The organism is Psychrobacter sp. VH5, from assembly GCF_050572635.1.
In the GTDB taxonomy this organism is placed as follows: Bacteria; Pseudomonadota; Gammaproteobacteria; order Pseudomonadales; family Moraxellaceae; genus Psychrobacter; species Psychrobacter celer.
This window is the reverse complement of sequence record NZ_CP192145.1, coordinates 1450648-1475448: the sequence shown is the minus strand read 5'-3', so window position 1 is coordinate 1475448 and position 24801 is coordinate 1450648. Positions and strand designations below refer to the sequence as shown.

General features: G+C 45.7%; 21 protein-coding genes and 4 pseudogenes. 11 read left to right on the top strand and 14 right to left on the bottom strand.

What is annotated here, in order from left to right:
• Window positions 1–30 precede the first annotated feature (30 nt).
• Window positions 31–342: a DUF1244 domain-containing protein gene (locus ACNFVB_RS06280; RefSeq protein WP_025646541.1), complete on the top strand. Its 312-nt coding sequence runs from the start codon at window positions 31–33 to the stop codon at window positions 340–342.
• Between the two features lie 129 nt (window positions 343–471).
• Here the strand turns inward: ACNFVB_RS06280 and ACNFVB_RS06275 are convergent, their stop codons facing one another.
• The 6 genes and pseudogenes from ACNFVB_RS06275 to ACNFVB_RS06250 all read right to left on the bottom strand — a co-directional run bounded on the left by ACNFVB_RS06275 (window position 472) and on the right by ACNFVB_RS06250 (window position 4950).
• Window positions 472–831 carry an SRPBCC family protein gene (locus ACNFVB_RS06275; protein WP_430736904.1) on the bottom strand — a complete coding sequence of 120 codons (360 nt, stop codon included), beginning with the start codon at window positions 829–831 and terminating at the stop codon, window positions 472–474.
• 178 nt (window positions 832–1009) lie between these two features.
• On the bottom strand, window positions 1010–1540 hold the full coding sequence (locus ACNFVB_RS06270) for an Rrf2 family transcriptional regulator (protein WP_430736903.1): 531 nt from the start codon (window positions 1538–1540) through the stop codon (window positions 1010–1012).
• Window positions 1541–1567: 27 nt separating this feature from the next.
• Complete coding sequence (locus ACNFVB_RS06265; RefSeq protein ID WP_430736902.1) at window positions 1568–2116, bottom strand: NnrS family protein; 549 nt, start codon at window positions 2114–2116, stop codon at window positions 1568–1570.
• A complete protein-coding gene (locus ACNFVB_RS06260; RefSeq protein WP_430736901.1) occupies window positions 2100–2795 on the bottom strand; it encodes an NnrS family protein in 696 nt (231 codons plus the stop codon). Before ACNFVB_RS06260 ends, ACNFVB_RS06265 begins: the two co-directional genes overlap by 17 nt.
• 658 nt (window positions 2796–3453) lie before the next feature.
• Window positions 3454–3909: an FAD-binding domain-containing protein gene (locus ACNFVB_RS06255; protein WP_430736900.1), complete on the bottom strand. Its 456-nt coding sequence runs from the start codon at window positions 3907–3909 to the stop codon at window positions 3454–3456.
• A pseudogene (locus ACNFVB_RS06250) lies at window positions 3845–4950 on the bottom strand (RNA-guided endonuclease InsQ/TnpB family protein). Before ACNFVB_RS06250 ends, ACNFVB_RS06255 begins: the two are co-directional and overlap by 65 nt.
• Window positions 4951–5045: 95 nt before the next feature.
• On the opposite strand from ACNFVB_RS06250, the pseudogene tnpA reads away from it, so the two are divergent.
• A pseudogene (gene tnpA / locus ACNFVB_RS06245) lies at window positions 5046–5273 on the top strand (IS200/IS605 family transposase); the annotation flags it as partial.
• Window positions 5274–5438: 165 nt separating this feature from the next.
• The gene (locus ACNFVB_RS06240; protein ID WP_025645627.1) at window positions 5439–5669 is read left to right on the top strand and encodes a hypothetical protein; all 231 of its coding nucleotides are present in this window, start codon (window positions 5439–5441) and stop codon (window positions 5667–5669) included.
• 124 nt (window positions 5670–5793) lie between these two features.
• Here ACNFVB_RS06240 and ACNFVB_RS06235 read toward each other — a convergent pair.
• Window positions 5794–7278 (bottom strand): annotated as a pseudogene (locus tag ACNFVB_RS06235) (aldehyde dehydrogenase family protein).
• A 686-nt stretch (window positions 7279–7964) separates the two neighbouring features.
• Here ACNFVB_RS06235 and ACNFVB_RS06230 point away from each other — a divergent pair.
• The 7 genes and pseudogenes from ACNFVB_RS06230 to ACNFVB_RS06200 all read left to right on the top strand — a co-directional run bounded on the left by ACNFVB_RS06230 (window position 7965) and on the right by ACNFVB_RS06200 (window position 12869).
• Window positions 7965–8606 (top strand): TetR/AcrR family transcriptional regulator, encoded by a 642-nt coding sequence (locus ACNFVB_RS06230; RefSeq protein ID WP_430736899.1) that lies wholly within the window; start codon window positions 7965–7967, stop codon window positions 8604–8606.
• Between the two features lie 367 nt (window positions 8607–8973).
• On the top strand, window positions 8974–9120 hold the full coding sequence (locus ACNFVB_RS06225) for a hypothetical protein (RefSeq protein ID WP_430736898.1): 147 nt from the start codon (window positions 8974–8976) through the stop codon (window positions 9118–9120).
• A gap of 120 nt (window positions 9121–9240) precedes the next feature.
• Entirely contained in the window at window positions 9241–9393 is a 153-nt protein-coding gene (locus ACNFVB_RS06220; RefSeq protein WP_430736897.1) for a hypothetical protein, read from the top strand.
• Between the two features lie 289 nt (window positions 9394–9682).
• Window positions 9683–9979 carry a hypothetical protein gene (locus tag ACNFVB_RS06215; RefSeq protein ID WP_430736896.1) on the top strand — a complete coding sequence of 99 codons (297 nt, stop codon included), beginning with the start codon at window positions 9683–9685 and terminating at the stop codon, window positions 9977–9979.
• Between the two features lie 296 nt (window positions 9980–10275).
• Window positions 10276–11324, top strand: a pseudogene (locus ACNFVB_RS06210) (NADP-dependent oxidoreductase).
• 163 nt (window positions 11325–11487) lie between these two features.
• Entirely contained in the window at window positions 11488–12165 is a 678-nt protein-coding gene (locus tag ACNFVB_RS06205; protein ID WP_430736895.1) for a type 1 glutamine amidotransferase domain-containing protein, read from the top strand.
• A 71-nt stretch (window positions 12166–12236) separates the two neighbouring features.
• Window positions 12237–12869 carry a glutathione S-transferase family protein gene (locus ACNFVB_RS06200; RefSeq protein WP_430738444.1) on the top strand — a complete coding sequence of 211 codons (633 nt, stop codon included), beginning with the start codon at window positions 12237–12239 and terminating at the stop codon, window positions 12867–12869.
• A 131-nt stretch (window positions 12870–13000) separates the two neighbouring features.
• Here the strand turns inward: ACNFVB_RS06200 and ACNFVB_RS06195 are convergent, their stop codons facing one another.
• The 7 genes from ACNFVB_RS06195 to cysS all read right to left on the bottom strand — a co-directional run bounded on the left by ACNFVB_RS06195 (window position 13001) and on the right by cysS (window position 23976).
• Window positions 13001–14341 carry a D-arabinono-1,4-lactone oxidase gene (locus ACNFVB_RS06195; RefSeq protein ID WP_430738443.1) on the bottom strand — a complete coding sequence of 447 codons (1341 nt, stop codon included), beginning with the start codon at window positions 14339–14341 and terminating at the stop codon, window positions 13001–13003.
• Window positions 14329–15576 (bottom strand): alanine racemase, encoded by a 1248-nt coding sequence (locus tag ACNFVB_RS06190; protein WP_430738442.1) that lies wholly within the window; start codon window positions 15574–15576, stop codon window positions 14329–14331. The genes ACNFVB_RS06195 and ACNFVB_RS06190 overlap by 13 nt, the downstream gene beginning before the upstream one ends.
• A 414-nt stretch (window positions 15577–15990) precedes the next feature.
• Window positions 15991–16635: a pyridoxamine 5'-phosphate oxidase gene (gene pdxH, locus ACNFVB_RS06185; RefSeq protein WP_199774522.1), complete on the bottom strand. Its 645-nt coding sequence runs from the start codon at window positions 16633–16635 to the stop codon at window positions 15991–15993.
• Between the two features lie 79 nt (window positions 16636–16714).
• A complete protein-coding gene (gene glmM, locus ACNFVB_RS06180) occupies window positions 16715–18085 on the bottom strand; it encodes a phosphoglucosamine mutase (RefSeq protein WP_430738441.1) in 1371 nt (456 codons plus the stop codon).
• 238 nt (window positions 18086–18323) lie between these two features.
• Window positions 18324–19796 (bottom strand): IMP dehydrogenase, encoded by a 1473-nt coding sequence (gene guaB / locus ACNFVB_RS06175; protein ID WP_430738440.1) that lies wholly within the window; start codon window positions 19794–19796, stop codon window positions 18324–18326.
• 438 nt (window positions 19797–20234) lie between these two features.
• Window positions 20235–22196 carry a mechanosensitive ion channel family protein gene (locus tag ACNFVB_RS06170; protein ID WP_430738439.1) on the bottom strand — a complete coding sequence of 654 codons (1962 nt, stop codon included), beginning with the start codon at window positions 22194–22196 and terminating at the stop codon, window positions 20235–20237.
• A 319-nt stretch (window positions 22197–22515) separates the two neighbouring features.
• Entirely contained in the window at window positions 22516–23976 is a 1461-nt protein-coding gene (gene cysS / locus ACNFVB_RS06165) for a cysteine--tRNA ligase (protein WP_430738438.1), read from the bottom strand.
• Between the two features lie 197 nt (window positions 23977–24173).
• Here cysS and ACNFVB_RS06160 point away from each other — a divergent pair, with 197 nt between their 5' ends.
• Complete coding sequence (locus ACNFVB_RS06160; RefSeq protein ID WP_430738437.1) at window positions 24174–24785, top strand: cob(I)yrinic acid a,c-diamide adenosyltransferase; 612 nt, start codon at window positions 24174–24176, stop codon at window positions 24783–24785.
• Window positions 24786–24801 lie beyond the last annotated feature (16 nt).

The window sequence follows — 24801 nt, the reverse complement described above, 5'->3', positions numbered from 1 at the left end:
CTACCACGCATTAACCACTAGGAAAATTTTATGGCAAAACTAGAATCTAACATTGAATTAGAAGCTGCGGCATTTCGCCGTTTACTTGCTCATCTAGATGAGCGTAAAGATGTACAAAATATCGAGCTGATGAACCTTGCTGACTTTTGTCGCAACTGCTTGTCCAAGTGGTATAAAGCGGCTGGAGAGGAGCGTGGTATCGACATCGACTATGAAGACGCTCGTGAGCTGATCTATGGTATGCCCTACTCTGAGTGGAAGCAGAAGTATCAACAGCCAGCCACACCTGAGCAGTTAGCGCGCTTCAATGAGCTTGAAGCGGCTAAGAACAAAGCAGAATAAGATTACGAGATACAGCTCAAAATTTAAAATAGACGAAGCCGCTAAATTAGCGGCTTTCTATGGATTTGAGTATACTACTAAATCCTACCGTACCTTGTTTTTGCATCTTGCGATCAAGCAAGCGGCCGATCAGGGTAATGGTATCACTAATCGACCTTCAGATATCCATGTTACCTGCGTAGTACCATCGCCTAAATCTTTTAAATCTATGCTCCCTTTGCGGTGATCCACTTTAACAGGTCTGGCTTTTTCAATCTTGTACTGCATATGAGTCGGACGCTCAAACGCCGTAATTCGCTCCCAAAATTTGACTGGCCCCGTCTGAATGGCACGTAAAGCACCAACGCCGTTACGCTCGTCATCGCCTTTTGTTAGTAGCTTAGCCGTCCCTACCGCTTTGAATAATCCATAACTGGCATGATCGCTTATGGCTTCAAACACCTCATCAATCGGTTTATTTATGGTACGCTCTACTTTTATTTTAAACATCGGATTATCTCTTTTATGGGAAATGAGAAGCTATTTAGGCTAGTTATATTTTAGGCTAGTTATATATTGTTATAGCACAACTTTTACTACAAAGCAGTACGCTATTACATGATATCGCTGCTTATATGCATCCAAGCTAGATGTTTTATCGCTTCTGATGTTTAGCACAAATACTGAATTAAGATAACAAAACCTTTAATTCAATCTTATTATTAATGATATCAGCTAAAGTATAGCCCTCTAAAACGCTCACAAAAGCAGTAAGGGCTTCAAAAAATACCCCCTTTAATCGGCATACAGGACTGATGACGCAGCCTTGCTTTGTCACTGATAAGGCCTTGTTAGCTGTCTCATCAGCCGTTTCATCAATCAAGGTTATCGGTAAGCCTTGTTGCGTCGTGGCATCAGTCTTAGGTACAGTTGCCGCAAAGCACTCAACCAACGCAAAGTCCGGCTCTATCTGCTTAATGAGTATACCTAAATTGATATTTTCAGGCGCACGGGCAAGCCTGATACCGCCATTTTTACCGCGAATCGTCTCTATATAGCCAAGCTGACCTAATTGATGAATAATCTTTGTCAGATGACTTCTCGAGATATCATAGCTGTTAGCAATATCACTGATGTTCGCTAAAGCCTGCGGCTCAGGCTTTACGGCTAGATAGATTAAGGAGCGCAGCGCATAATCACTATAGTTCGTCAACTTCATGGGCAAATGCTCCTTAACCATTCAAATTTAACCAAACAAACCATCTGGTCTGGGCTTGGACAATATCGGTAAATAGCTGATGCAAAATAGTACAAAGCAGCTAATCCAAGCGCCTTGCGCAATCATCACCCATAATAAGTAATGTTCGACAGCGATAATAGGTAAAAATGCGCGGCTGACAAATACTAATACCATGAGCGCAAACATCACATTGACCATCTTTGGCGGCTGATGAATATTGCGCCCTGTATGCCCTAGTGATACTCGCGCCATCATCGCCAGTGTCATCATACCAACGCCAGCGATAGATAAAGCGTGTACCGCCAGACTGTGACTAAAGCCAAGCCAAGGCTGCAAAGCGTATAAGATAAAGCTCAAACACATGCCAAAAAACGCTATATACAATGACCAAAGTAAAGGCTTTTGCCAGATTTTTGGGTGATACCAACCGGCTAAACGTATGAGATTGACTATAGCCACCCCAAGAGCAGTGATAGTGAGCAGATATTCATTGGAATAAAATAGATCAATGATAAAAAAGTCAAGAAAAAAACCAGACTCAAGACATCTTGCCATTTGCTATTGCGTACTTTGACATCAATACCATCATAGGCCAATCCGCGCTCAATAAAAACGGTACCACGCGCCGGCCAATCGTCAACACTAAGCCGATAATTAGATAAAACCCTAAATACACCCCTATCTTAGTGACAGTCATATCATTAGCAAAAATGCCCCAATAGCACAGTCCGTTGCCTAAGGTGAGTAACGCAAGTTTGGCCAAAATCCCCGTTTGCTTGTATTGCTTAACTTGCAGTACTGCTCGAAACACTACCCACGCCATTGAAGCGACAAACAACATATCAAATATAGCCGCTAATAGTAGTAGCCCCGCACCAATATCTAGACCTAAGCCAAAGGTCAACCAGCTCAAGCGCGCAATTAACCAATAGCTAAAAATAGCTAGCAGCTTATAGCCATAAGGCATCTTTACCCCAGTCCAAGTTTGCACAGCGGTCAATAAAAAACCTGCGACCACGGCTAAAGCATAACCATAAATCATCTCATGACCATGCCAATACAGCGGATTCAATGTCTGCGCGGCGATATCAGTATGACCGGTAAAAACGAACGCCCATAAAGTCATGATAAGTACTGCAAAGACTGCCGCCCCACTAAAGAAAACGCGAAAACTAAGATTGAGAATAGGATGCGGTGAGCTTGGTGGCTGCGTCGGTAATTTGATTGCTTGCATAGCGTTCAGCTTATGATTAGTGATTCATTTAAATAACAGTTATTTAAGATTCATTTTAAATGAATGTTATAAGTTGTTCAATGTCTGTCATTCTTTTAATATGTGAGAAGCGAGCTAGAATTTTTAAATCACAAAAAAGCCACCTAAGTGGTAGCTCATATATAGCACTCAATGAAATATTCTTAATTATTTATATTTGTACTACAGAAATTATCAATGAGATAACAACAATTAAAGTCACATACTTTCTAACGCTAAAGTATTTAGTGGTGATGATACTCGCTTGATTAAGTCCATAATCAATGAGTAGTAAGCTGATAAACCCTATCACTAACAGCCAAATAAAAGCCGCTGTCGATAACAGTAAAAGCCAAACCATAATACTAAAGTTATCAGGTTACTCAAGATAGGCAACCTTGCAGCCCAAGGGTTATCGTCCGCTAAAGCCAAATGATTACCCCACTGCGCCCCAGCCATAAAGGTGGCAATCACTAAGCCGTAAGTCGCTAGAACATTGCTAGTTTTTCCTAAAGCTAAAACACTATCGACTCCTACTATGAGTAAGATGGCGAAAGCGATAAAGGAATGCTACCGGCAAAGGTTAGATAAGGACTGAGTTTTTTCATGATTGACAACTCACACTACATATTAAAATTCATTATGACAGCCATTTATCCATAAACTCGCCATTAGGATCATGCTGCTGGGTTTGTTTTTTTAGATTGAACTGCCTAGAGCCGCGAGGATCTGCCCCTACTCCTGCTAAGTATTGCCAGTTGCCCCAATTGCTCCCAACATCATAATCGATCAGCTGCTGCTCAAAGTAGGCTGCGCCATAACGCCAATCAAGACCTAGCTCATGAATAAAACAGCTCGCCACCAGCTGCCGACCACGATTCGACATATAACCAGTGTGATTGAGCTGGCACATACAAGCATTAATAATTGGATACTTAGTTTCACCATTTTGCCACTGCGCTAAACGCTGATCATCGTGACGCGTCGAAGGTCTATAATCGCCAATACCTTTAATTGACTTCCTCCCCTCCCTAAAGTGAGGGGATTCCTTCTGCAAGACGGTCAAGCCCGACCGCAAGGATGTTCTTAGCGGCATTGATATCTCTATCATGCCATGTGCCACACTCAGCACACCTCCATCCTCTGATTCCAAGACCTGCTCTACCTTTCGGACTACTATCGCTTATTTTGCGACAGTGCGAACAGGTTTGGGTAGTGTAACTCTCATTTACTATCTCAAGCTGACAACCTGCATACTTGCATTTATATTCCAGTTGTCTTTTGAGTTCAAACCATCCTGCATCGTATGTTGATTTAGCTAGGTTGGTTTTTCTTACTTGTGAATGAGCGTGATTTAACATCACCAACCACAATCAAAGCATTGTCTTTAACAAGCTTGGTTGTGAATTTATGAATTGCATCTAGTCTTGAATTTTTGATTTTGGCGTGTATTGCTTTGACACGCTGTTTGTTTTCGCTCGTTGAGCTATTGCAAGCCTTTCAGCCCACTTTTGCGTTTGTTTGGTTGTCAGCTTGTCACCGTTTGAGGTGGTAGCAGACTCTTTTAAGCCTAAATCTATGCCTACACTACCTTTGCCGCTTATCTGCTTAGGAAAGTCTTTAACGGTGATGCAGGCATACCAACGATTACGGCTGTCTTGCACTATCTCAAGCGTGTTGATTTGATACAGGCTTAGGTTGTAGCTATCAAAGACATCTATGATGAGCTTTTGACCCTTAGAGAGCGATAGCTGTATGGTTGATTTAAGTGTTTTCTTTCCTGTTTGTCTGGTGTGCAGATGTTTGATTGCTGACTTTTTAAAAGGAATCCAACCTAAACTTTTTCGCTTGGCATCGGGTCGGTTGGTTCGCCAATTTAGTTTGGCTTTTTAAATTGCTTACGAGATTTGGCATGAGTTTCGTTTATGGCTTGCAGAGTTTGTGAGTGTAAGCCTAATAGTTCACCACTGCCTTTGGTGTATTCGTTTAGGTCGTAGGCACTAAAGAATTTACCTGTTCGCTTTAGGTGTTTGTAACTCAGGTCATTAACATAGTTCCACGCATAGTTAACACTCCCAGCTATTTTGTTTAGCTGGTTTACGTGTTTGTCTTTGATGCGTAACTTGAGTGTTTTCATAAGGTTAGTTTATACTGATATTCTCTTTTTATTCCATATTGGTCTACTTAATAGAAAATGACTTAAGACGTGGCAGATACATTGTCTTTAATTTGCATGTGCAGTTGCTGGTGAATTATCCGCCTAAGGTAGCTATCTCAAGCTTGGTTAATAGTTTAAAAGGCGTTTCTAGTCGGCTTATTCGCAAAAAGCAATATCCATCTATTTCTAAGCAGTTATGGGGCAGTGCGTTGTGGTCACCCAGTTACTTTGCAGGCAGCTGCAGGGGTGCTCCAGTTGAGATTATCCGCCAGTATATCGAACAGCAAAATACGCCACACTAAACAGCTTTCTTTGCGTAAGCATAACTACTTAAGTTGCCTTATATCCACCCCCTGAAGTGGGTGGTTTTACGGCAACGCTGGATAAACATTGACTACAAACAAGCAGCCTGCTTAAATGGTCAATCATCAAACAGATCTTGATAACTATAATTAAAGGAGATAACTGTGAGTGAAGACAATGCTTCGGCAGAAAAACGTAAACTCATCAATAGGTTTTTGACTCAGCTCACCCGTGAAGAACCGCAAATGTACTATGCTTCTACTGCTGAGATCTCCCGCAGTATCTATACTTTGATTAAAGAGCACAGCAACCGCTTAGATGTCGAAGAGCAAGCGTTAGTCAGAAATATGTCAGTCGAGGAGATCCAATCTATTTTGGGCTTTAATCTAAAATAGTAGACCCAACCCATTCGTTTATGAGTGAAATTAACCCTCCTAAGTACAAAAAAGACTGCTACTAGAGCAGTCTTTTTACGAGTTAAAATATTTATGAAAATGAATTAGAACGCATTAGAAAGCATCAGAACGAATAGTCACGCGGTTTGTGCTGATAAGACACCCAGTGCAGACGCGTCATCTCCTCTAGCACCCACTCGCCATTAAAGCGGCCAATACCTGAGTTTTTCTCACCACCGAATGGTACTACGCTCTCGTCATTGACGGTAATATCATTGACATGAGTCATTCCAGCTCTGATACCACGGGCAAAACGTAAGCCCTTCTCCATATCCGTGGTAAATACTGAGCTTGATAATCCATACTCAGTATCATTGGCAAGCTTCAACGCCTCATCCTCATCTTGTGCGCGAATAATGCCAACTAAGGGCCCAAAGATCTCATTACGGAATAAGTCCATATCAGCCGTTACCTCAGTGAAGACATGAGGCGGCACAACTTGACCTTCAATCTCACCACTGAGTAACGTCTTAGCGCCCTCCTCTTGAGCTTTAGCGATTTTATCTTTTAAAGAGTCGAGCTGATCTTGATTAATGATAGGACCAACAGCCGTATCTTTATCATTAGGATCACCGACTTTGATGGTTTTTACATGTTCAACGAAACGCTCAACGAATTCATCATAGATAGCATCTTCAACGATGATACGGTTGATAGCAATACAGATTTGACCTTGATGCAAGAACTTACCGAAGACTGCCGCTTTTACCGCATTATCCAAATCGGCATCTGCTAACACCACAAACGGATTGTTACCGCCAAGCTCTAATGCAACAGGTTTGATAGTATCGCCGCCATTAGCAAGCTCGCCGATGTGTTTGCCAACTGCAGTGGAGCCAGTGAAGGAGACAAAGCTTGGAATGTCGTGCGTGACGATAGCATCGCCAATCTCGCTACCTGCGCCGACGACCACGTTGAGCAAGCCTTTGGCAAGCCTGCCTCTTCAAAGATCTTGGCGAGTAGCAGACCGCCGGTGATAGGTGTATCGCTAGCAGGTTTTAGCACCACCGCATTACCCAAGGCTATTGCAGGGGCAATAGAGCGCTGGGTCAAGTGCAGTGGGAAATTCCAAGGACTAATCACCGCAATCACGCCGATAGGCTCGCGATAAGCGAAGTTTTCTTTACCAGGTATGTTAGACGGACGAATCTCACCATGCATACGATTAGGAAAAGTTGCTGCCTCTACCGTGATAGCGCGCACTACCAAACTCCACCATTGCCTTTATACGAGTACTGCCCGACTCTTTCACCAGCCAATCGACAATCTCCTCTTGGCGCTGATCTAAAATCTCAACTACCTTATATAGTAGGCTTGAGCGCTCAGCAGGCATCGTTTGTGCCCACTGTTGCTGGGCTTTTGCCGCCGCCTTAAAGGCTTCATCAAGCTGATCTTCTGTCGCTTGCTGAATATTAACTAAAGTCTCACCAGTAAAAGGGTTAGTATTCGTATTGACGCTATCATCCTGCCCTTGTTGCCACTCGCCTGCAATGTACTGCAAGTCAAAGTCACTATAAGCGCTTTTTTTATTTTCAGTATTATTTGACATAACTTTTCCTTTTTATTTATTAGGTTAGGGCGTGTTGAACATTCAAATGTGGCACTGGCGGCGGCTATTTTACAGGCAATACGCAGTGAAATTTTCGAAGCCTAGTCATTCTAGGATAGATAATTTCGCCATGTATTGGCAAAAAAGGGCCCCGCCCCGAAGGACTGATGCTAAAATCACCCCAAACGGTGTTGTAAACCTAGCTAAGGCCTCGGCATTATCGTCGGTTTACGCCTAGTTTGGTGCGATTTTATCTATCAGCAGTCCTAATATTTGAATGTTCAACACGCCCTAATGACATGGTATCTGTAAGCAGCTCAGTAACTTTATAAATTATTAGTGGCTCTTTTTATTACCATTGTTAGTAGCTGTACTCGTAGTACTGTGTAGTATTGTGACGAGTTTAAACTCACTTCTCTTAGCTCAATAACTACTTAACAACCACTTAATAACTACTCAACCATTAAAGTCAGTTTGCTAGACGACTGGTCTAATGCTAACATAGCTACTCTAAAACTCAGACTATTTTGCATTAAAGTTTGTTGACTGAACGTAACTGACGCCTCTTTATTTTCTTTTTGCCTTCAGTGCTTTGAGTATCTAAGTTCAGTAAAATTCAATGACTATAAATTAAAGATATAACGCTAATATAAGCAAAATTATAAAATTAGGAGAACATAACTTTTATGTCTACCGCTGCTACTTTTGACTCACTACCTTCTTTAGATAGTGGACATTCTGATACAACGTTATCGAACACTAAGACCCATCTGCTAGATACGGGTTATCAGCTTATTGCCTCTAAAGGCTTTACTGCCGTAGGTATCAAGCAAATACTAGACACAGCAGGGGTACCTAAAGGCTCTTTTTATCATTACTTCGCCTCGAAAGAAGCTTTTGGCGAAGAGATTATTATCCACTACTTTACTCGTTATAAAAGACGCTTAGAGCTTATTGCAGACAAAAACAGTAGCGCTCAGCAAAAGATCTATGACTATTTTCAGAACTGGTACGACACCCAACAAAACGGCTGTGACCATGGAAAGTGTTTAGTCGTTAAACTCAGCGCTGAAGTTGCTGATATCTCGGAGCCGATGCGAGAAGCTCTGCATAACGGCTATCAACAAACGATCAACTGGTTAACTGAGCTTATCAAGACAGGATGGAGCGATCAATCTATCCCAAAGCTTGATAATGTCTCCGCTGAAAGTATCGCTAAGCGTTGGTATTTTGCCTGGCTTGGCGCCAGCTTGATTGCCAAAATCAGTCAGTCCAACACTTCGTTAGCAGAGGTGTGGCAGATGACAACCGTTCAATTAGGTCGTTAGTCATTAGTCGTTAGTCGTTAACTATGGCGACTGGCATTCTCTAACTATCTCATAGGCATCTCTTTCTTACGGTGTTTTGTAACTGAGGCCTATTTTTTACTTTACTTACTAGACGACTGGTCTAATTTCTGTACAATGCTATTTATCAAAAGATAGTTAATGGCTACTTATCGCTACTTATCAAATAGCGGTTAGTCAAAGCTTTTAAGAAAGCACTGCTAATTACTACTCAGCTCACATTAAATCATCACGCTAATCATTTAGGATTTTTATGAATAACTTTCAATACTACCAATCCCACGTACGCATCGTCTTTGGTGAAGGGCAAATCAAAGAAACTATCAGAGCTTGTGCCGACTGATGCTCCGTGTCCTTATCACATATGGCGGCGGCTCGGCTGAGCGCACGGGCACCCTTGGATGAAGTCAGAACAGCGCTCAAAGCCAACGGTCAGCGCGATATCTTTGAGTTTGGCGGCATGAGAAGCCAAACCCAGAGTTCAATACTCTGCTAAAGAAGCGGCGGATATGGTCAATGAGGCATAATATCGACTTTATCTTAGCGGTCGGCGGCGGTTCAGTCATCGACGGTAAGTAAGTTTTGTCGCCTTAGTATCTTCACTCCAAAGAAGACGATGGTACAGTCTCCACGTGAAAAAGCATGGGACGCCCTGATTGGTTATACCAAAAAACTAGATTCAGCGGTTGGACGCTTGGTGCGGTATGTGACCATTCCTGCGACTGGCTCAGAGATGAACTCAGGCGGCGTGAAGGGTCAATCACGGTGACCGTCAGGCCAAGCTACCATTTGGCAACCACAACGCTTGCCTGTCTAGGAATTTTTCTATTTTAGATCCGACCAAAAGCACTCACCTTGCCTGAGGCGCCAGAAGTGATGAATGGGGTGGCAGGAATGCATTTGTCCATGTGATGGAGCAGTATCTCACCTACCACTGTCAACGCCAGGGCTACAAGACAGCTTTTTAACGCTGAGGAAGTCTGCTAAAAATACTTATCGAAAGAAGGTCATGCGGTAAAAGCTGATCCTAACAATATGGAAACGCGTAAAAATATCATGTGGACGGCGACGATGGCGCTGAACGGCTTGATTGGTACGGGCGTGCCGCAAGATTGACCACGCACATGATAGGTCATGAGCTGACCTCATTACACGCTATTGATCATGCCCGCACCTTGACGATTGTATTGCCGTCAGTCATGCGCGAGCTTAAAGACAGCAAAAAAGATAGGCTCCTACAGTACGCGCGTAATGTCTGGAATATTGAAGCGAATAATAACCAAAGCGATGATGAGGTTATAGAAGCTGCTATTGTGCGTACCGAAGATTTCTTCCGTGATTTAGGTCTCCCGTAAGCCTAGCTGACGCCGATCTTGATGACTCTGCTATCGATCCTATCATTGAGCAGTTAGAGGCGCATAAGATGGTCAAATTAGGTGAGCATGGTAAGAATGACTTAACAGTCTCACGCCGTATTCTAGAGCGGGCAACAACCAGTAAAGCTTCGTAACGCTTTACCCTCAATAGCCCATAGGAGTAATACGCTGTGAATTGCTAATATGGGTTATTGGGACCAGTCTTTGTCTACCACTATGAGTTTTGTGTTATTGATATAGAGTTAATAAATAATAAATAGAATAGGAGATCATTCATGAGTTTTGACAAACAACAAAATAAACAACAGAACCGTCAAATCAAATTAGCCAGTCGCCCTACGGGTGAGCCGAACGCCGATAACTTCGAGATGGCAACGAGTGAGATGCCAAAAGCAGGTAGCAATGAGATGCTACTACGCACGGTCTATTTATCGCTTGACCCTTATATGCGCGGTCGTATGAGCGATGCAAAAGCTATGCTGATCCGCTAGAAGTCGGTGATATCATTATGGGCGCGACGGTGGCGCAAGTGGTCGAGTCCAATATCGATAAATTTAGCGAAGGCGATTTGGTAGTCTCTAACTCAGGCTGGCAAGATTATAGCGTCAGTGATGGCGAAGGCGTATTAAAACTTGATAAAGACATGGCCAATCCTTCTTATGGCTTAGGCGTTCTAGGTATGCCAGGTTTTACTGGTTATATGGGTTTGACTGACATCGGTAAACCGCAAAAAGGCGAGACTCTAGTCGTTGCTGCCGCTACAGGCCCAGTTGGCGCGACAGTCGGACAAGTTGGTAATATCTATGGCACACGCACTGTCGGTGTCGCAGGCGGTAAAGAGAAGTGTGAGTTTGCTGTCAATGAGCTTGGCTTTGATGTGTGTATCGACCACTATGCCGATGATTTCGCTGAGCAGCTAAAAGCCGCTTGCCCTAATGGTATCGATATCTATTATGAAAACGTCGGCGGTAAAGTCTTTGATGCGGTCATGCCTTTATTGAACGCCCATGCGCGTATTCCTGTTTGCGGCCTTGTCTCGCAATATAACGCGACTGAACTACCCGATGGTAAAGATCGTTTGAGTGTATTGATGGGTCTGATCTTAAGACAACGTATGACGGTCAAAGGTTTTATTATCTTTGAAGAGTACGGCGATCATTTCCCAGAGTTTTTAGAGACTATGGGTAAATGGGTAGAATCAGGCGCGGTAAAAACCAAAGAGCACATCACTGACGGCTTAAACAATGCACCTGATGCTTTTGTCAAAATGCTCAATGGTGAAAACTTTGGTAAAACCGTGGTCAAAGTCGCTGATGTTGCTTAGTCAATAGCTCAATTTATTAAATAACTCAACTTGACTTGTTAAATCACTTAGTTTACAAACGATATGGCGCTGTTTCTCGGTACGGCTCAATTTTTAGGATGTACCGAGTGGCATGTTATTAACTCTAAAACGATTAGCAAAATAACAAACAATAAGGATAACTATGAAGATTTTAATGGTACTAACCTCACATGACGAATTAGGCGATACCGGTAAAAAGACTGGCTTTTGGCTAGAAGAGTTTGCTGCGCCTTATTACGCTTTTATCGATGCTGGCGTTGAAGTCACACTCGCCTCGCCTGCTGGTGGTCAGCCGCCGCTTGATCCTAGTAGCGATACAGAAGACGCTCAAACCAAAGATACTAAGCGCTTCAAAGAAGATAGCGAGGCGCAAAAGCACCTTGCCAATACCAAAAAACTTGCGGATATGAAAGCTGAAGATTTCGACAGCGTATTCTATCCAGGTGGTCATGGTCCATTATGGGATTTGGCTGTCGACCAGGACTCTATCAACTTGATTGAAAGTTTTATCAAGCAAGACAAGCCTGTGGCCTTGGTCTGCCATGCCCCTGCTGCCCTCAAAAACGTCAAAGTCGATGATGAGTATTTGGTCAAAGGCAAGACAGTGACAGGTTTTACCAATACTGAAGAAGACGCCGTTGGCCTAACTGATGTGGTGCCATTTTTAGTAGAGGATATGCTAAAAGCCAATGGCGGTCACTACAAAAAGGCGGCGGACTGGGAATCTTATGTCGTTGAAGATGGCCTGCTTATCACCGGTCAAAACCCAGCATCATCAGAAGAAACAGCAAAACGCTTAATGACGAAACTGAATGGCTAAGCTAAGCGTTTGGTGATTTATATTTCGGTGTTTTATAGAATGGAAATGAACTCTCTAAGAAGGCTGGCATCATGATTCGCTTACATCATCTCAATCAATCACGCTCATTACGTACGCTATGGCTATTAGAAGAGCTGGGCGTCGCTTACGAAATTGTCAGCCATCAGCGTGATGCGACAACGCATCTGGCCCCAGACAGCCTAAAAGCAGTCCATCCACTGGGTAAGTCTCCGGTTGTCGAGATGGATGGTCAGTTATATGCAGAGTCAGGCGCTATCACTGAGCTGCTGATTGAGCGTTTTGCGCCCAAGCGCCTGCGCCCTGCGACCGATAGTAGCGATTATGGCACTTATCTGCAGTGGATTCATTTTGCCGAAAGCTCTTTGATGCTACCGCTGCTGCTCGAGCTTTTTACCAAAAAAGCAGGCGTGGAGGACAATGCGTTTTTAGATGGCTATATCGGTACCGAAAAGCATCGATTGCTCAGCTACCTAAACGATGAGGTGAAAGATAAATCTTTTATCGTTGGCAATAAGCTAAGCGGTGCTGATTTCATGCTATCGTTTGATTTGATTATGCTGGCCAAACGTCATGCTCTGGCAGACTATCCGCATATCGAGCAATATGCGTCGCAGCTGGCTAGCCTCGATAGCTATCAGCGTAGCATGCGCTTAGAGGTCAATTACGATCAGTCTATTGGTTAGCTTTTTACTGGTTATCGACTAGCTAACGCTAGCTGTGGCCTAGCATAGGGATAGCGAATAAAAAACAGCTCTACAGAGAGCTGTTTTTTGTGTTCTGGTTAGTGCGTGTTGAACATTCACAAATAGGCACGCTATAGGCGATGATTTAAAAACTTATCTTCAAGCCAGCGATTCATAAATACATTGTCTGGGTCGTACTCACGGCGTATTTGCAAAAACCGCTTGAGCTTAGGATAAAGGTTTTGTAGCTCTATATGGCTGAGCTTATTGACCTTGCCCCAATGCGGGCGACCCTGCCATTTTTTCATATACTCATACAACCATTTAAACAGTGGCTCACAGTCCATACCTTTATAAACGTGAAAAGACAACACCGCACAGTCCTCACCTTGGGTTGGACTAAGCATTCCTGTCTCGCCTTTGTGGGTGCGCACCTCAATGGGAAAATGTGAGTGTTTATTGTCTTTGAGCAAGATTTGGTTGACCTCAGTGATACAAGCATCAAAATCTGAGAGCTTAATAAAATACTCCGACTCGTTAAATTTTACGCCGCGCGGGGTCGGAAATACTTCGTAACTGTAGCCCTCTCGCCTAGTGTTGGGAATAGAGTTAGCGGATATTTGACTGACTTTTTTGCTCCATTCAGGTTTCATGCGCGCAAGCTCACACAGTACATAAAAAGCCCCATTGAGCGTCACCACGCTGTCAAACTTATCTTTGAGCTTTTGTGCGTGGCTCATCGGTTTTGGCTCAATGGCCGAGAGGGTTTTTTGCTGTAATTTGTTGGTGCCAGGAAATAAAAACCACTCTAAATGACGATGCGACTGGGCGTTTTTATGAAAGTTTGCCAAACCATCGGCAAAATCCATGACCTCATTGCGCTCTTGTAAACCATATAGATCGACGACTCTGAGCGTCAGCTTGGTAAAGACGCCTAGCATGCCGAGGCTGACATGCAGCGCATTGCCCAAATCGTCTGTCTGCGGGTTGCCGCGCTGATGATGGTGCAGCTCGCCGCACCCATCTACCCACTCCCAGCCCACCACTTGATCGGCGATAGAACCAAGAGTCACTCCTGTGCCGTGGGTTGCCGTGCTGGCCGCACCTGCGATGGTCTGCGCTTGGACGTCGCCCATGTTTTCAAGCGCAAGGCCATGCGCTTTTAGTGCTTCGCCAATCTCATGTAAATACGTGCCTGCATGTAGCGTTGCCAGCTTAGCCTCGGTATCCACTGAGATAAGCCCGCGCATATGATGCAAGCTGATAGCAATCTCTTCAGGTTTGGCGCAACCACTAAAAGAGTGCGCCGCGCCCGTGACTCTCACACGTTTTTTATCTTTTCTTGCCTGCTTGATGATATCTTGCAGCTCTGCTACCGAGGCTGGCATCAGTTTTTGCTCTGGCTGCGCGCGCTCATAACCTACCCAGTTTTGCCAGTCGTTATTTGCTTGCCACTGCTTCAATGAAAACATCTGCCGTCTCCTCGGTAGGTTGTCATCGTTGCCGCCGCATCCTTGCGGCGGATAGAGGTATGGTTTATAGCCTGTTCAGCTGTGCCCTGCGGCATCTGAGCAGCGCCTTCATAGCAGATCAGCTCATTGAAATGCTCGCAGAGCTCGCCAGCTTTGGCATGACGACACCAAACCGCATCGCCAATCTTTAGGCTTGTCTCTGACACGGTACGTTTATCCATTTTCATGGGCGTTTGCACCTCACCAAATCCCTCGTCATTGAGTATGGTGAGGCCAGCGGGATAATGCACCACGGGAGCTTTGTCGATGCCTACGGCGCCTGAAGCGATAAAGCCGCCGCCATGACACGTGATCACGTCTTTTTCAGGCTGGCGCGTCACCGGTAACACAAACCCTGCTGCCGCTCGAAAGTCCTGCATGCTCTCCATATAATCAAAGTAAGCAGGCTTATAATAGGCTGAGCCCACTGTCACCTCGGTAATCTCAGGCTGACATGCGGTAAAATCCATACTGCCGCTGCCGCCGCCATTGACCATCTGCAACGCATAACCTTGTTTTTTTAGCCAATTCACCATGGCACCGCGGCGCTGACTGACTTGCTTTTGGGAGCGGTGTTTGAGCAGTTTGATGGCAGGTGTTAACAGCGCCTTACCTGGTAAATGCTCGGGCAAGCCTGCAATTTGTGCCTCGTAACCCATCGCAGCGACGAGATTGATATGATCTGACTTTTTTATGTGCTTAAGCAGCGCTTTGATATCTTTTTTGTGCATCAGTGCCGAGCGTTTGGTGCCAAAATATAGTTTTGGCAGTGGCATCGACATATTGACATCCAAGCAGACATCGATTTTGACGCCGTGCTCGATACCAACGCGCTCCAATACCGCCACATGCTCCGGACGATCGACCATCCAGACCATCACCGCTCCCTGCTGGGTGTATTTAAGGGTGTTTGCCACGCTGATGGTATCTAAGGTCGGATAAGCGCAGAGAATATTGTCAAAGCCGTTTTCGAGCAGATAGACGGACTCATCGGCCGCATAGGACATAAGCCCGATAAAATGAGGTGATCTGTCTTTTATATAATGCAAAACATCGATGGAGCGTATGGACTTGGTGGCCAGACGCAGATTGACGGCTTGGGTTTTTTGATTGACCAGCGCGATATTGTGATCGAGCGCATCCATGTCGAGCCATGCCTGTGGACTTTTGGGTGGAATGATGTGTACAAAATCCATTTTGCCTTCCTTGTCACAACGAGCAGACACTATCCTATGTCTTTTATAGGTCCAAATTTAGATTGATGGTTAAACTGAGGACACGGCAGAATATGTAATGGTACTCACCTACTCAGTGGTACTCGCCCTATTCATTACAGAGCTATAATTACCGAGGCAAACCTCTATCAATCCGCATCATAGTGTGAACCGAGAATATAGCGCCGTCAAGCATCTCAGCGATAAAATAAACACTTGTCAGTTATTTTTTTTCTCTCAACTGTACCATCACCCTCAATAGTATCGCCATGGTACCGATTACACCGACAAAAAAAGACCCAAGCGAAACTTGGGTCTTTTTCGGTAATGATGAATATTAAGCAATAAATGGCGCCCCAAAAGGACGAAGTCGGTGGTTGCAAAAAGCGTGCTTGGCTATGGTAATAGCCGTTTGGTCTGCCAGTTGTTGTTATCGTCTTTGCTATAGACGATACGGTCGTGCATACGGCTGGCGCGCCCCTGCCAAAACTCGATGTGTTCAGCAGTAATCTCATAACCGCCCCAAAACGTCGGCGTTGGCACCGGACTGTCACTGGGATAGCGGTTTTGTAACTGCGCAAATTTTTGTTCCATCACTTCCCGATCAGCCACTTCTCCGCTTTGTGGCTCGCTCACCCATGCGCCAACTTGACTGTCGTGAGGACGCTTTTGAAAATAAGCCGCTGACTTGTCCGCGTCTATTTTGGCAATACGGCCACTGATGCGAATCTGACGCTCTAGCTCATGCCAAAAAAACAACACTTCAGCATTGGGGTTTTCACTGATATCTTGCCCTTTAGCGCTGTCGTAATTGGTATAAAACACCACCCCTGTCTCAGTAATCTCACGCAGCAGTACGATACGGACGCTGGGTTTAAGATCCGCGCCGCAAGTGGCCAGACTCATGGCATAAGGCTCTTGTACTTTTTGCTCAATCGCCTCAGTCATCCATGCACCGAGTAGCTCAAATGGAGAGGTGGGAACTGACTGTTGATCTAAAACGCCTTTTTCGTATGACAAACGCTGATCGGTAAAATCCATACTCATGGCAACTCCTTTATATAATATACAGTGTGACTGCTGATCATGATTGATTATCATAACCTTTAACGTCAATCAATTAGCCCAATACTGCCTTGATCTGATCCGCCAGATCATTGGCCAGCACATCACATTCTATCTCGTCGTCAGACTCCACCATGACTCGAATCATCGGCTCTGTACCTGATTGACGAATGAGTAAACGACCACGACCTGCCAGCGCCGCACGCGCTTTATCAAAGGCGGCCACCAGCTCAGGATACTCAAACGGGTCTTTCATCTCAGACAAGCGCACGTTGACCAGTTTTTGTGGTAGGACGTCAAACCCTTCGACCAAGTCACTAAGCGCACGGCCACGTGCTTGCATGACAGCCAGCACCTGCAAACCTGCGATAATCGCATCACCTGTACGGCTTTTATCCAAACATAAAATATGACCAGACGGCTCACCGCCCAGTATCCAACCATTGGCCTCAAGCGCTTGCATCACGTAGCGATCGCCTACTTTTGCACGGACAAAGTCAATCTCAGCGGTTTTGAGCGCCAGCTCCAGCCCCATATTACTCATCAACGTACCGACCACGCCCTTAGCTTTGTCTGCGCCTTGGGTGGCGAGCACGTATAAGATCCCATCACCATCGACTAAGGCTCCGGTTTCATCGACCATCACAATACGGTCACCATCGCCATCTAGCGCGATTCCGACATCAGCACCATGCTCAACGACCGCTTTTTGCAAGCCTGCTGGATGGGTCGAGCCGCAGTCAGCATTGATATTGATACCATCAGGCGCATGATTGATGGCGATGACATTGGCACCCAGCTCGCGCATGACTCTCGGTGCCACGCTATAACCCGCTCCGTTGGCGCAGTCGACGACGACGGTGAGATGGCTTAAGTCATACTGATAAGGGAAGCTGCCTTTACAGAATTCTATATAGCGACCTTTGGCATCGTTGATACGATTGTTTTTGCCAAGTTTGGCAGGATCCACAATAGGCATGATGGTGTTATTGTCTGCTTCAGAGGCACTCATGATGGCGGTGAGCTTATCGTTAATGGCCGTTTGCATCTCATCGGTCAACTTTTTACCATCGCCCGAAAAAAACTTGATGCCATTATCAAAATAAGGATTGTGCGAGGCGGAGATGACCACACCGGCATCCGCATTAAAACTGCGAGTCAAATGCGCAATGGCAGGCGTCGGCAATGGGCCGAGCATATGGACATCCACCCCTGCGGCATTAAAACCCGACTGTAGCGCCCCTTCTATCACATAACCTGACAGGCGAGTGTCTTTACCGATGACCACACTGGGCTTGCGCGATGGATTGGTATTATTCTCTATTAGCACCCTGCCTGTCACATAACCCAATTTTAAAATAAAATCCGGTGTGATTGGGGATTCACCAAACTTTCCACGAATACCATCGGTGCCAAAGTAGCTCATTATCTATCTTCCTCACATATAAAAGTAAAAGGCCGTTTCAGGGATCGGCACTACTGTTATTATTGTTACTGTCATTATAATCACTGTTGTTGTAATTACGATGGCTATAATCCATTTTGGTATTTTACAAAAAAAACAGCCAACAATAACGAGGCATTGTTGGCTGTTTGTATCTTAACGTCTCTGTAGTCGTGCAATCTAGCAAAAACGCAGCACCTACAGTAGGTAGGACAACAAATTAGTTCACACGGTAGTTTGGTGCTTCTTTGGTAATTTGCACATCGTGGACGTGCGACTCTTTCATACCAGCAGACGTCACCTTGATAAACTGTGGTTTGCTACGCATATCTTCGATAGTCGCAGAGCCTGTGTAACCCATTGATGAGCGCAAGCCGCCGACCAACTGATTGACGATGCCAGCTACTGGGCCTTTATAAGGAACGCGGCCTTCGATACCCTCTGGCACCAGTTTTTCTACGCCGTCTTTGGCATCTTGGAAATAACGGTCTGATGAACCATTTGAGCCTGACATTGCACCCAAGCTACCCATGCCGCGATAGGCTTTGTAGTAGCGACCTTGGAACAACTCAACCTCACCTGGTGCCTCCTCGGTACCTGCCATAAGCGAGCCGACCATGATGCACGATGCACCAGCAGCGATGGCTTTTGCCATATCACCTGAGTAGCGGATACCCCCATCAGCAATCAAAGGAATGCTGTCTTGTAGGGCGCTTGCGACATTGTCGATTGCTGAGATTTGAGGCACACCGATACCAGCGATGATACGCGTGGTACAGATAGAGCCAGGGCCGATGCCGACTTTTACTGCGTCTGCACCTGCATCACGTAATGCAAGGGCTGCGTCACCGGTGGCGATATTACCGCCAATCACTTGAACATCAGGATAGTGCTTTTTGATCCATGAGACTTTTTCGATCACGCCTTTTGAGTGGCCGTGCGCAGTATCTACCACGATAACATCGACGTCTGCTGCGATCAAAGCTTCGACACGTGCTTGCGTATCTGCGCCGGTGCCGACAGCGGCACCAACCCGTAGACGACCTTGCTCATCTTTACACGCATTTGGGTTGTTTTCGGCCTTGGCAAAGTCATTGACTGTGATCAGACCTTTTAGGCGATAGTTATCATCGATAACGATGACTTTTTCGATGCGATGCTCATGGAGTAAACGCTTGATGTTTTCGTTGCTCTCGCCTTCGTTTACGGTGACCAACTGGTCTTTCGGTGTCATGATTTTGCTGACAGGCAGTGATAAGTTGGTTTCAAAGCGCCAGTCTCTGTGAGTGACGATACCGACCACACTATCTGTGCCTTTTTCGACGACAGGCACGCCTGAGATGTTGTTGTCTTCGGTCAACTGCAACAGCTCACCAATGGTCATCTCTGGATGTACCGTGATAGGGTCAACCACTGTCCCTGCTTCAAACTTTTTCACACGGCGTACTTGCGTGGCTTGTTTGGCGATATCCATACTCTTATGCAAGATACCCATTCCACCTAGTTGCGCCATAGTGATGGCCATTTCAGACTCAGTCACCGTATCCATAGCGGCAGAAACCAACGGTAAATTCAACGTGATGTTTTTGGTCAAACGGGTGGTCAGATCAGCAGTTTTTGGTAGGACTTCAGAATAGGCTGGCAATAATAAAACGTCATCAAAGGTTAAGGCTTCATCGACAATTCGCAACATACAGACCCCTAGTGGTGGTTATTTTGATGGGTGGGATTTTCGCGATAAGACAATCAACCAAGATCACCAGTATGACTTTACGATAGTCAAAGCCTTATGTATTTCAGGCTTTTTATCATAGAGCTTTCGATAATAGACAATGAGCCAGTTGTTGTTTGTCTAAAAACCCTCTATCACTAAACAAACACCAGTACTTGAAAATTGCCATTGATTTATGAGTGATAAATTTGCAAAAATACAGTGCAGACTCATCTCTTAATCGCTCATTTATCCCGTAAAAATAACGCCATATTATAACAAATACGCAGGCACCTCGCATGCTTATTTATCAGCTTATTTTGTAGAATTGATCAATATCATACAAACAGGCGCGCATTTGCTCTATCACTCAGATAGCGGCACAGGATTAACCGGCGTATCGAGCACAGATGGCGCACCTCACGCTTCGTGTTGCTTCATGATAAAACGCTCAGCGGGTAGATATGATTTTTGCTCACGATAGAGATAATGTAGCATCTGTTCACGTACTTGACACTCAAGATAAAAGGCATTCATCGGGCCGTCAGAGGCTAGGCTCCCTCTTAATTTGATGGTGTTTTCGCTCAGCGATACCGTGACCATCTCAGGCTCAGTCTCACCATCCCATAAGTCGTTATCTTTGACCAGTGAGATAAATTTTTCGCGAATGGCCTCGATATCAGCACCATAATCCACGTAAAGATAGACCACACAAGTCTGATGCACCTCGGTATGAGACCAGTTTTCTACAACCTCGGTAATCAGGCGGCGCATCGGCACGATCAATCGGCGCTCATCCCACGTCTTTAGCACCGCATAGGTATAACGCAAATCTTCAATCGTCGTCCAATCCCCCTCCATCATCACCGTATCGCCAATACGCACAGGCTGAGTCACCGCCACCTGCACCCCTGCGATGATATTGCCCAAGATAGGCTGCGCAGCAATACCGATGACCACCCCCGCGATACCAGCTGAGGTCAATAGTGTCTTGCCCAGACCCTCCATATTGGTAAATTCGCTAAGCCCAATCCAGATACTGCCCAAAATCATGACAAAAATAAAGACGCGGCGAAATATCGATACATAGGTGCGGCGACGACGCTCTTTATCAAAATGCTCTTCGGCCAGATTTTCGATCTGCATGTTTTGATAGCGATTGGCAAAAAAGTTAATAATCCGAATACCAAGCCATGAAGTGCTAAATACCAGTCCAATCCAAATCAGCGGGCGGGTCGATGAGGCCACCGCATCTAGATAAGGAAAGCCCCCTGACACTAAGGTAAACACCAATGAAAAACTGATGGTAAAGGTCAAAGGTACCGTCAATTTGCTGACAAGGTCTGCCACACCATGACTACTGCCGACGTAGTTGCTGTACTTTTCATCATCGATGTAGCGACTGATGAGCTTTTCAGTGCCCTTACTCAGTAGCCAGCCCGCCCCCATGGTCAACAAAAAAAACAAAACGAGTGCTAAAAACTCCCACAAAGCAATACTAAAAAACTGTATTTTCAACCAGGCAGGCAGATAGCGCTCAAACTCTGCCGGATGGTACTGCGCGTATAGGTTATCGATGTTGCCTACTGTTTGTGCGGAAAATACCCAAACAGGTGCCTCCTCCCCAACTCTCACGCGCTGCAAATAGATAGGTACGCGGCGCTCGCGGTAGTCGATATAGCCAAGCTGAATGGAGCGTCTGGCGATGCCCATCACGCTGCTGTTGTTACCCAGCGGCGGCTCAATAAGCCCATCCGGACGATCTGGCAAATCATCAAACACATACAGCTCTCTTTCGGACAATAAAAAATCCAAACGCTTAGAGAGCTCAAGCGCGCGGCTGCGCTGCATGCTTTGGTCGATCAGGTTCATATTCAGCGCGTAAGCGGCCAAGTCATACTGCTGTTTCATCACTGCCGACTGAAAAAACTCTAACGTGGCAAGCGGCGTGGTCAGGTTTGGCGGCTGAGATAACGGCGGCAAGCCGGTATTGAGTCTATCCAAAAGATAATAGCTTTCATGATATTCGCCCGTTAGACCCGCATCACCCTGCAACTCACCTGCCTGCTCTACCGCGCTACGCTCAGTGGGGTCAAATACCTCTTCTGCAATCGCAGAAACACTGACGCTGCCATCACTCATCGAGTCTAGCTGCTGCTCGGCGTATTCGCCAAAACTATCTGGCTGGGCAACAGCCTCTATCGCCGCGCCGAACGTCAGTACAAAAAACATCACCAGTATTTGCCATATCATAGCGCGCCGGCTCTTCGTCGACTTGTCATTGATCAGCCGATGGCCAATAGTGCGATGGCAAATAAAGGGTATGACTCTATCCGTGTCAGTCTGATGATGTTCAGCAGCATCCGTGTGAGAAGTATTCATATATCGACGGCCAGTAAGTTGCGTAAGTTGTATGAATTTGTATAAAAAATAAGCGTATCTTACAAGCGTAAGAATACCGTAAATGCGATATCAAAACCGTTTGGTCTTGGTACAAGGCGTATAGATATTTTATTTAATACCTTGCGTGCTGTCCCAACGCCGCGCACAATAAACACCTTTAGCACGTGGCACATAGTATCTTGCATGCCAACTTTATTTAGGCTCGACTAAATTTATTTTGAGTACAAAAAAAGCCAGCATCAAGCTGACTTTATATGTAAAAAAACAAGTATGATCGTATAAGTCCGCTCAAATCCGCTTACGCGCGGCGCCATGTGGTACCAGCGCGGCTGTCTTCAAGCTCGATACCTGCCTGTTTTAACTGCTCGCGTATCTCATCGGCGCGGGCAAAGTTTTTGCTGGCTTTGGCATCATGACGCTCAGTGATAAGTGCATCGATAGCAGCATCATCTAGCCCATTATCCGCCTGCTCTCCGGTCACCGCTTGCAAAAACTGCTGTACAGGCTGCTGCAAGAGATTTAGGACTTGTGCCAAGGCCTTGAGCTGCTGGGCTGACTGCCATGCCGCCGTCACATCTTCAGCTTTAACGGCTTTATTGATATCTCGAGCCAAGCCAAACAACACACTTACCGCCGTTGAGCTATTAAAATCATCATTCATGGCTTTGATAAAGTCTTGTCCAGCAGCACTATCGTAAGCTTTAGCCACTAGCTCTGCATTGACTACGATTGACTGACCTTTTTGTTGCTCAGCCAATTTTAGCGCGTTGTATAATCTGCTTAGGCTATTATGCGCTTCATCCAAAGCGCTGTCTGAGAAATTTACTTGACTACGATAATGGCTCGATAATAAGAAAAAACGCACCGTCTCAGGTAAGTATTTCGCGATCACATCACGAATGGTAAAGAAGTTGCCCAGTGACTTCGACATCTTTTCGCCATCGACATTGATAAAGCCAACATGCATCCAATTACGCGCGTACTCGCAGCCTGTCGCGGCTTCTGACTGGGCGATTTCGTTTTCGTGATGCGGGAACTGTAGGTCGTGACCACCGCCATGAATATCAAAGGTATCACCTAGGCATTTGGTCGACATCGCTGAGCATTCTATATGCCAGCCAGGACGCCCCTGTCCCCAAGGCGACGCCCACTGCGGCTCACCGGGTTTGGCCGCTTTCCATAAGACAAAGTCGAATGGATTGCGCTTGTCAGTCTCGACCTCAACACGAGAACCTGCCTGCATATCATCCAAGTTACGCTTAGATAATTTGCCATAATCAGCAAAGCTATCGACCGCATAATAGACGTCACCATGATCCCCTGCATACGCATAGTCATTGTTGACCAAGTTGCCAATCATCTGCTGCATCTCGTCGATATGATCGGTCGCGCGTGGCTCAGCATTTGGCATCTGGCAGCCTAGAGCGCTCGCATCTTCGTGCATTGCATCGATAAAACGCTGGGTCAATGCACCAATCTCTTCGCCATTTTCACTCGCGCGAGCGATGATTTTGTCATCGATATCGGTGATATTACGGACATAATTGACATCATAACCTAGCTGCGCAAGCCAGCGCACCGCCATATCAAAGGCCACCATCACACGCGCATGACCAATATGACAATAATCATAAACGGTCATCCCGCACACATACATGCCGACCTGTCCTGCTTTGAGTGGTACAAACTGACGCTTGCTACCTGTCAGTGAATCATAAATGGCCAGCTGAGACATCGCATCGGCAAGTGGTGTGGTCATAGTTAAAAAGCCTTTGATATAAATAAGTGGAATACAAACAAAACAGACAAAAAATCACGCGCAGCGATCCATGGACACTCATAAACTCTGCAGCGCGATAAAACTTAACCCATTATCTTAGCGAAAACCGCCATAAAATACTACAATGAGCACATAACTAACACCACTGAACGATAAAAACCGCTAAGGATATCAAGATGGGCAACCGTTTGAGTAAAATATATACACGTACCGGCGATGATGGTAGCACCGGCATGGCAGATGGTAGCCGCGTGAGCAAAGCTGATATCTTGTTTGGCGTGATGGGTGATATTGATGAGCTAAACTCACACCTCGGTATGGTACGCGCGTACTTGCAGCAAGGCGCTCTATCAGCATTTAAGACGCAGACGGACGAGTCCGAGCTTTCTGAGGCGTTGGCGATTATTCAGCATCTTTTGTTTAATATCGGTGGTGAGCTTGCCATGCCAGAATATGAAGGCGTGAACAGCACGCACATTGAATGGCTAGAGCAGCAAATCGATGCAATGAACGCCACCTTAGCGCCACTAAAAGACTTTATCTTACCCACTGGGTCGTTGCTGGTTAGTCAGCTGCATGTCGCACGTAGTGTGTGTCGCCGTGCTGAGCGCCAAGCGGTCCTATTACAGCAAGCGCGCCCGCAAGCAATCCGTGCAACGGCCATCAGCTTAATCAACCGTTTGTCTGATTGGTTGTTTGTCGCGGCACGTTTTTGCACAGACCCTGAGCAGGTCTCTGAGGTACTTTGGGACAGTCAGGTGTTACAGAACTTCGCCAGTGATAAGTAGCGGGCCCGAGACATCT

Bases quoted from the DNA above. Each gene is read 5' to 3' on its own strand.
- ACNFVB_RS06220 (WP_430736897.1), top strand. From the start codon at position 9,241: ATGGTACAGTCTCCACGTGAAAAAGCATGGGACGCCCTGATTGGTTAT.
- ACNFVB_RS06205 (WP_430736895.1), top strand. From the start codon at position 11,488: ATGAAGATTTTAATGGTACTAACCTCACATGACGAATTAGGCGATACC.
- ACNFVB_RS06275 (WP_430736904.1), bottom strand. From the start codon at position 831: ATGTTTAAAATAAAAGTAGAGCGTACCATAAATAAACCGATTGATGAG.
- ACNFVB_RS06195 (WP_430738443.1), bottom strand. From the start codon at position 14,341: ATGTTTTCATTGAAGCAGTGGCAAGCAAATAACGACTGGCAAAACTGG.
- ACNFVB_RS06190 (WP_430738442.1), bottom strand. From the start codon at position 15,576: ATGGATTTTGTACACATCATTCCACCCAAAAGTCCACAGGCATGGCTC.
- ACNFVB_RS06170 (WP_430738439.1), bottom strand. From the start codon at position 22,196: ATGAATACTTCTCACACGGATGCTGCTGAACATCATCAGACTGACACG.
- ACNFVB_RS06230 (WP_430736899.1), top strand. From the start codon at position 7,965: ATGTCTACCGCTGCTACTTTTGACTCACTACCTTCTTTAGATAGTGGA.
- glmM (WP_430738441.1), bottom strand. From the start codon at position 18,085: ATGAGCTACTTTGGCACCGATGGTATTCGTGGAAAGTTTGGTGAATCC.
- cysS (WP_430738438.1), bottom strand. From the start codon at position 23,976: ATGACCACACCACTTGCCGATGCGATGTCTCAGCTGGCCATTTATGAT.
- ACNFVB_RS06160 (WP_430738437.1), top strand. From the start codon at position 24,174: ATGGGCAACCGTTTGAGTAAAATATATACACGTACCGGCGATGATGGT.
- ACNFVB_RS06265 (WP_430736902.1), bottom strand. From the start codon at position 2,116: ATGGCAAGATGTCTTGAGTCTGGTTTTTTTCTTGACTTTTTTATCATT.
- guaB (WP_430738440.1), bottom strand. From the start codon at position 19,796: ATGTTGCGAATTGTCGATGAAGCCTTAACCTTTGATGACGTTTTATTA.
- ACNFVB_RS06200 (WP_430738444.1), top strand. From the start codon at position 12,237: ATGATTCGCTTACATCATCTCAATCAATCACGCTCATTACGTACGCTA.
- ACNFVB_RS06255 (WP_430736900.1), bottom strand. From the start codon at position 3,909: ATGCCGCTAAGAACATCCTTGCGGTCGGGCTTGACCGTCTTGCAGAAG.
- ACNFVB_RS06280 (WP_025646541.1), top strand. From the start codon at position 31: ATGGCAAAACTAGAATCTAACATTGAATTAGAAGCTGCGGCATTTCGC.
- ACNFVB_RS06260 (WP_430736901.1), bottom strand. From the start codon at position 2,795: ATGCAAGCAATCAAATTACCGACGCAGCCACCAAGCTCACCGCATCCT.
- ACNFVB_RS06270 (WP_430736903.1), bottom strand. From the start codon at position 1,540: ATGAAGTTGACGAACTATAGTGATTATGCGCTGCGCTCCTTAATCTAT.
- pdxH (WP_199774522.1), bottom strand. From the start codon at position 16,635: ATGGATTTTACCGATCAGCGTTTGTCATACGAAAAAGGCGTTTTAGAT.